General features: G+C 66.2%; 7 protein-coding genes. 5 read left to right on the top strand and 2 right to left on the bottom strand.

What is annotated here, in order from left to right:
- The first annotated feature begins 189 nt into the window (after positions 1 to 189).
- Positions 190 to 825 (top strand): hypothetical protein, encoded by a 636-nt coding sequence (locus B2284_RS12760; RefSeq protein WP_074046297.1) that lies wholly within the window; start codon positions 190 to 192, stop codon positions 823 to 825.
- A 187-nt stretch (positions 826 to 1,012) separates the two neighbouring features.
- On the opposite strand, the gene B2284_RS12755 is transcribed toward B2284_RS12760, so the two are convergent.
- Positions 1,013 to 1,276: a metal-sensitive transcriptional regulator gene (locus B2284_RS12755; protein WP_006943555.1), complete on the bottom strand. Its 264-nt coding sequence runs from the start codon at positions 1,274 to 1,276 to the stop codon at positions 1,013 to 1,015.
- A 130-nt stretch (positions 1,277 to 1,406) separates the two neighbouring features.
- Here B2284_RS12755 and B2284_RS12750 point away from each other — a divergent pair, with 130 nt between their 5' ends.
- The 4 genes from B2284_RS12750 to B2284_RS12735 all read left to right on the top strand — a co-directional run bounded on the left by B2284_RS12750 (position 1,407) and on the right by B2284_RS12735 (position 4,423).
- Positions 1,407 to 2,774 (top strand): MBL fold metallo-hydrolase, encoded by a 1,368-nt coding sequence (locus tag B2284_RS12750; RefSeq protein WP_286697601.1) that lies wholly within the window; start codon positions 1,407 to 1,409, stop codon positions 2,772 to 2,774.
- A 5-nt stretch (positions 2,775 to 2,779) separates the two neighbouring features.
- Positions 2,780 to 3,568 (top strand): sulfite exporter TauE/SafE family protein, encoded by a 789-nt coding sequence (locus tag B2284_RS12745; RefSeq protein WP_286697600.1) that lies wholly within the window; start codon positions 2,780 to 2,782, stop codon positions 3,566 to 3,568.
- Positions 3,569 to 3,642: 74 nt separating this feature from the next.
- Positions 3,643 to 4,206, top strand: a complete 564-nt coding sequence (locus B2284_RS12740; protein WP_006943561.1) for a rhodanese-like domain-containing protein — start codon at positions 3,643 to 3,645, stop codon at positions 4,204 to 4,206.
- 43 nt (positions 4,207 to 4,249) lie between these two features.
- On the top strand, positions 4,250 to 4,423 hold the full coding sequence (locus B2284_RS12735; RefSeq protein ID WP_165583672.1) for a hypothetical protein: 174 nt from the start codon (positions 4,250 to 4,252) through the stop codon (positions 4,421 to 4,423).
- 243 nt (positions 4,424 to 4,666) lie between these two features.
- Here B2284_RS12735 and B2284_RS12730 read toward each other — a convergent pair whose 3' ends face one another.
- Positions 4,667 to 4,996, bottom strand: coding sequence for a hypothetical protein (locus B2284_RS12730; RefSeq protein ID WP_143181557.1), 330 nt, complete (start codon positions 4,994 to 4,996; stop codon positions 4,667 to 4,669).
- Positions 4,997 to 5,253: the final 257 nt, after the last annotated feature.

The following is a 5,253-nucleotide window of genomic DNA, read 5'->3' as shown; positions in this document are numbered from 1 at the left end:
GCATGCACATTGTGACCATCCGCCCTGGTGTCTGAGCTTTCAAGGACGATGAGATGGTTCACGATTACCATGCAGCCGCAGGACGTCTGCTCGCCTCGGTGGTGCAGAACCCTTCGTTTCAGCCACCGCCCCTCCGTGGGTGCTGAGACATCCAAGTCCGATGTGCGCCACGCGATGAAGAATGCACACATGTCGCGCATCGGCTTCTTGCACACGTCGCCAGTCCACGTTCCAACTTTCGACAACCTTCTGAGCAAGGTCGCCCCCGAAGCGCACCTCGTGCACGTGGTCGACGAGTCCCTTCTAACTGATGCCCGCGTGAATGGTCCACAGTCCGTCGCTGACCGCGTCGAGGCTCAGCTGCGCAGCCTGAAAGATCGGGGCGTAGAGTTGATCTGTTGCACGTGCTCAACCCTTGGGAGCGTTGCTGAGCAGAGCGAACCGGGAGTGCGGGTCTTCAGAGTGGACCGGCCCATGGCTGCCCGCGCCTTACAGGCCGGGCGCAGAATCGCCGTCATCGCAGCCCTTGACTCCACTCTCGCGCCCACGCTGGCGCTGCTTGAAGAAGAAGCCAGCGCGGCAGATCACGAAGTTGAGACCACGCCGATCGTGGCGAAGGGCGCCTGGGACATGTTCGAAGCCGGGGACCAGGTGGGATACGTCGAATGCGTCGCACGAACCGCCCGGGCCGCGGCGACGACCGCAGATGTCGTCATCTTGGCTCAAGCCAGCATGGCCCCGGCGGAAGCGTTGCTCACCGACCTGCCCACCCCTGTCTTCAGCTCACCACGCCCCGCAGTGGAGTACCTCGCTGCCCGGCAGTAGCTCGTACCTGGGAGCGCCAGCGTCGGATTTGTGAGCCGGATGGTCGTGCTCACAGATTCGTTGAGCTACACCTCAACATCTCGGGCTGGCACCTGACCGCTGCTCTAGCAGAAACGGTGGGTTGAGCCAGCTGCTCGCCTCGGTGGTGCAGAACCCTTCGTTTGAGCTACGCCTAGCGGTAGGCGCTTCAGGACAGGGTCAGAAACAGCTTCTCCAATGTCTTCGCGTCCTCGCCCTCGACGCTGCCCTTCGTCGCCAGGCATTGCTGCAGGCCCGAGGAGAGGATCGCGAAACCGGCGCGATCGAGAGCGCGACTCGTCGCCGCGAGCTGGGTGACGACGCTCTGGCAATCGCCGCCCTCTTCGATGAGGCGGATGACACCCCCCAGCTGACCCTGGGCGCGCTTGAGCCGGTTGACCACCGGAGCCATGTCGTCGGCAGAGAGTTCCACACCGATGCCTTTCCACTCGAACTGCGATGAAGCCCCCACCCTACTTGATACCCCCGGGGGTATGCGAGTACGGTGGCGACAGATACCCCCGGGGGTATATTTCCAGCCCAGTACGCACGAGGAGAACGCCATGGCCACGATCATCCCCATCGACACGAAGACGCTCGGCGATCGTTCCTACCTGGCCCACGACGGTGAGGTCGCTCTCGTCGTCGACCCGCAGCGTGACATCGACCGCGTCATCGATCTCGCCGAGCGTGAAGGGGTGCGGATCACTCATGTGTTCGAGACGCACATTCAAAACGACTACGTCACCGGCGGCCGCGCGCTGGCCGACGCGACGGGCGCCGCGTACCACGTCAACGTGGCCGACCCGGTGCGTTTCGAACGCGTCGGAGTGGACGACGGTGACGTCATCACGGTCTCGCCCGCGCTTGCGGTCACCGTCATGGCGACCCCCGGACACACGTTCACGCACCTGTCGTACGCGCTCGATTCGCACGACGAGCGGGTGGGCATCTTCTCCGGCGGCTCCCTGCTGTTCGGCTCGACGGGCCGCCCCGACCTGCTCGGCCCCGAGCACACCGACCCTCTGGTGCACCACCAGTACGCCTCGGCGCACCGCATCGCCGATGAGGTGCCCGACGACGCCGCGGTTCTGCCCACCCACGGATTCGGCAGCTTCTGCTCGGCGACCCAGTCGGACGCCGACTCCTCGACCATCGGGGCGGAGAAGCGCACCAACCCCGCTTTGATGGAGGACGAGCAGACCTGGGTCGAACAGATTCTCGCCGGGCTCGAGGCATGGCCCGCCTACTACGCCCACATGGGCCCGGCCAACCTCGACGCGCCCGCCACGGCCCCCGACCTCAGCGAGCCCGCCGCGGCTGACGCCGATGCTATCCGCGCCGCACTCGAGGCCGGCGAATGGGTCGTCGACCTGCGCAACCGGCAGGCGTACGCGAAGGGTCACGTCAAGCAGGCCCTGAACTTCGGCATCGACGGCCAGTTCGCCACCTACCTCGGGTGGCTCATCCCGTGGGGCACGCCACTGACCCTCCTGGGCGACAGCCGCGAGCAGGTCGCTGAGGCGCAGCGTGAGCTCGTGCGCATCGGCATCGAACGCCCCCAGGCCGCCGCCACCGGCACACCGCAGGACTGGACGAGTGGTGAACTCGCTTCGTTCGAGCGCGCCACGTTCGCCGACCTCGCGCAGGTGCGTCACCACCGTGACGTCGTCGTCCTCGACGTGCGACGCGACAGCGAGTACGCGAGCGGCCACATCGACGGTGCGATCAACGTGCCGCTGCACGAGATCATCACCCGCGTCGGCGAGGTGCCCGCCGGCGAGGTGTGGGTGCACTGCGCCGGTGGGTACCGCGCCTCGATCGCGGCGTCCGTGCTCGACGCCGCCGGGCGTCACGTCGTCGCCGTCGACGACGCGTTCGACAACGCCCGCGAGACGTCGCTGGCCATCGTCGACGGCAGCGAGGCCTGAGCGTCATGCTCATCGCCGTCGTCGCCGGAATCGCCGTCGGCCTGCTCGTCGCCGGGCTCGGCGGCGGGGGCGCCATCCTCACGGTGCCCGTCCTCGTCTACGCGCTCCACAGGAGCCCGCACGAGGCGACGGCGAGTTCGCTCGTCATCGTCGGCATCAGCTCCCTCGTCGGCCTGTGGAGCCACCACCGCGCCGGCACCGTGCAGTGGGGCCAGGGCGCGCTCTTCGGACTCGTCGGCATCGGCGGCGCCTACCTCGGCACCCGGGCCTCGCGCGGCGTCGACGGCAATCTACTGCTCACTCTGTTCGCGGCGCTGCTCGTCGTCGTCGCCACGGTGATGATCATGCGGGCACGACGCGAACGCGACAACACCGCCTGCGTGCCGAGACCGTTGCGCGAGGAGAACGGAGGGCACACCTTCGCCCTGGTCAAGGTGGCCCTGGCTGGTACCGGCGTCGGCCTGCTCACCGGCTTCTTCGGCGTCGGCGGCGGGTTCGCCATCGTTCCCGCCCTCACCTTGGCCCTCGGGTACTGCATGCTGTATGCGGTGGGCACGTCCCTGCTCGTCGTCGTCATCAACAGCGCCACCTCGTTGTTGTTCCACTCTGCTGACGGCGCGGATCTAGAATGGAATGTCGTGGTGCCGTTCGCCGCCACCGCCGTCATCGGAGCCGCGCTCGGCGGCCGGCTCGCCCAGCGCATCCCGAAGAGGATGCTGCAGCTCGGGTTTGCCGTCTTCTTGATGTGCGTCGCCGCGTACACCGCGTGGCGCGCCCTGCCCCAACTCCTGTGACCCTCGCGTCCGATCCCCAATCCCCCGGCGACCGCTGGTCGCAGCCGCCGATCCACCACTCAAGGAGATTTCTCATGGCCCTGGCAAACCGCCTCACCCCCGCCGAGCTCGCTGACGCCGTCACGGCCGGCGAGACACTGCTGCTCGACGTGCGCACCCCCGCCGAGTACGGCACTGCGCGCATCCCCGGTTCGATCAACGTGCCGGTCGATCTGATCGAGAAGAACGCCACCGCGATCGGCGCCGGCATCAACCGCGACGCCGTCCTCATCTGTCGCATGGGCCCACGCGCCGAACGCGCCGAACAGGCCCTGGCCAAGGTCGGGGTGCCGCACACGAGCGTCCTCGTCGGCGGTTTCGAGGCCTGGCGCGACGCCGGTCATGACGTCGAGTTCGGCCAGGCCCGCTGGGATCTGGAGCGTCAGGTGCGCCTCGTCGCCGGTTCGCTCGTGGCCACGGGCGTACTCGCCAGCACCGTCGTACCGAAGGCGAAGTGGCTGTCCGGTGCTGTGGGCGGCGGCCTGATGTTCGCCGCGCTGTCGAACACCTGCGCCATGGGCACCATGCTCTCGAAACTGCCTTACAACCGCAGCACGGGCACTCCGAGCGTCTCCGGTGTTCGCAAACAACTCTCATGAGACGCGCCACGCACCGCGTCGCAACTACCCCTAAGGGGCATCCATGAAGGAAACCCTGTCCCACTCCATCGTCATCATCGGCGGCGGTGATGGTGGTATCCCCGTCGCCTCGCGACTACGCCGGGCCTGCGAGAAGGACGTCACCATCACCGAGCCGAGTGGCACTCACACCCATCAACTGCTGTGGCCCCCGTCGGGGGCGGCGCGGCACCGTTGATGGAATCACGCCGCCCTGAAGCTGATGTGATGCCCCGAGGCGTGGCCTGGATCAAGTCGTCCCCGGCCTACAACTCCACCTCAACAGCGTCGAGGTGATGATCAGCGCCCTCGAGTAGGTAACAGTCGTCCTCGAGATCCCCGCCGAAATGGGCGGGGCGTCATGAAACGACGCCGGGGTCTGTCGCATTGAAGAAAAAATTCCAAAGGGAGGAATGGGTGCGACGTGAACTCCGAGCAAACATCACACTGTGCGGAAAGGACCGACCTGTACGATCTCCTGGCCGTTAATGGTGACTGTACCTCGGGCATTCACGCTCACCTGGCTGAGGAGGGATGTGGTGCAGTTAATGAACCAGCTCAGCGGGGGCAGGGTGAGGGTTCCATTCACCGGTGCGGGAATCGCGACCTGAAGCTTGGCGAAGTAGCGATAGTACGTGGCGCCGTTGTCGGAGTAGGTTTGCGAGTCTTGCTGCACCGCGGACCAGTTTCCTGTTGTTATGCGCGACGGATGCTCCTGGCGCAGCTCAAACGACGGACTCTGCTCTACGCTCCGCACTGGGCAATCGGCCATGGCGAACGCCTAGATGTGGCGGCCAGGCGGCGAATCATGTGGCTCAAACGAAGGTTTTGTGCACCATCCACTCCGTGCCGTGGTGTGCATCTGGGGTGGGTGGTGTGCACGCACACTCGCCGCGAGTGGGGGTGCTCTCCAAACCGGCTCTTCACGAACGAGGGTTTAGTCGGTTGAGCGCGTCAGTGGCCGGGTAGGGGTCGAGGTCTCCCGGATGCTGGAAGTTCTTCACTCTCGCCATCCCGAAAGACCTCGCC

The sequence above is a fragment of the Dermacoccus sp. UBA1591 genome (assembly GCF_002322065.1).
Classification (GTDB): Bacteria; Actinomycetota; Actinomycetes; order Actinomycetales; family Dermatophilaceae; genus Dermacoccus; species Dermacoccus nishinomiyaensis.
This window is presented reverse-complemented; position numbering and strand designations above follow the sequence as displayed.